This is a genomic window from Paramesorhizobium endophyticum (assembly GCF_014640615.1).
In the GTDB taxonomy this organism is placed as follows: Bacteria; Pseudomonadota; Alphaproteobacteria; order Rhizobiales; family Rhizobiaceae; genus Paramesorhizobium; species Paramesorhizobium endophyticum.
In genome coordinates this window covers 1-846 of sequence record NZ_BMHH01000078.1, presented here as the reverse complement: position 1 = coordinate 846, position 846 = coordinate 1, and the positions used below count along the sequence as shown (strand labels likewise).

Annotated in this window: 1 pseudogene; it reads left to right on the top strand. The window is 58.7% G+C overall.

The window, feature by feature from the left end:
• Positions 1-26: 26 nt before the first annotated feature.
• A pseudogene (locus tag IEX53_RS23630) lies at positions 27-846 on the top strand (IS5 family transposase); the annotation flags it as partial.

Sequence of the window (846 nt, the reverse complement as noted above, 5' to 3'; positions counted from 1 at the left end):
CAACTGCGTCGAAAAGGAAGATGCTGATGTGGACTGTTACGAACCGCGCGCGCTACAACCGTGACCTGTTGCGCTATCCGAGTGACCTGACCGATGAGGAATGGGCGCTGATTGAACCGCTGATCCCGCCGGGCAAGAAGGGTGGCGGCAAGCGACGGGTGGACTTGCGTGAAGTGGTCAACGGGTTGATGTATGTGCTGTCGACGGCTGCCAATGGCGGGCGATCCCGAAGGATCTGCCGCCGCGCTCGACAGTCTATGACTATTTCGACCTGTGGACGTGGGACCACACGCTCGATCGCATTCATGAAGCGCTTTATGTCGCCTGCCGGGAACAGGCCGGCCGCGAGGCATCCCCAACCGCCGCCATTATTGACAGCCAGAGCGTCAAAAGCGCGGAAAAAGGGGGCTCTGGATCGACCCGCATGGCTACGATGCAGGCAAAACCGCGACAAACTGCGTTTGCGCTGAGATCAAGGGCAAGAAGCGGCATATTCTCGTCGATACCCAAGGCTTCCTGATGCACGCGCTCGTTCATGCCGCCGATATCCAGGATCGCGAAGGTGGGGTGGTGGTGATGGCCACGCTGTTCGGGCGTTATCCCTTCCTGCTGAAACTTTATGCCGATGGCGGCTATCAGGGGCCGCAGTTTCAGAAGAGCTTGAAGAAGGCAATCGCACAGGTCAATGTCGAGATCGTCAAGCGCTCCGATCAGGCCAAGGGCTTTGTGCTCCTGCCACGCCGTTGGGTTGTTGAGAGAACCTTTGCTTGGCTCGGTCGATGTCGCCGCCTGGCTAAGGACTGGGAGTGCCTCAACCTAAGGGCACTCGCCTTTCTCAAACTAGCA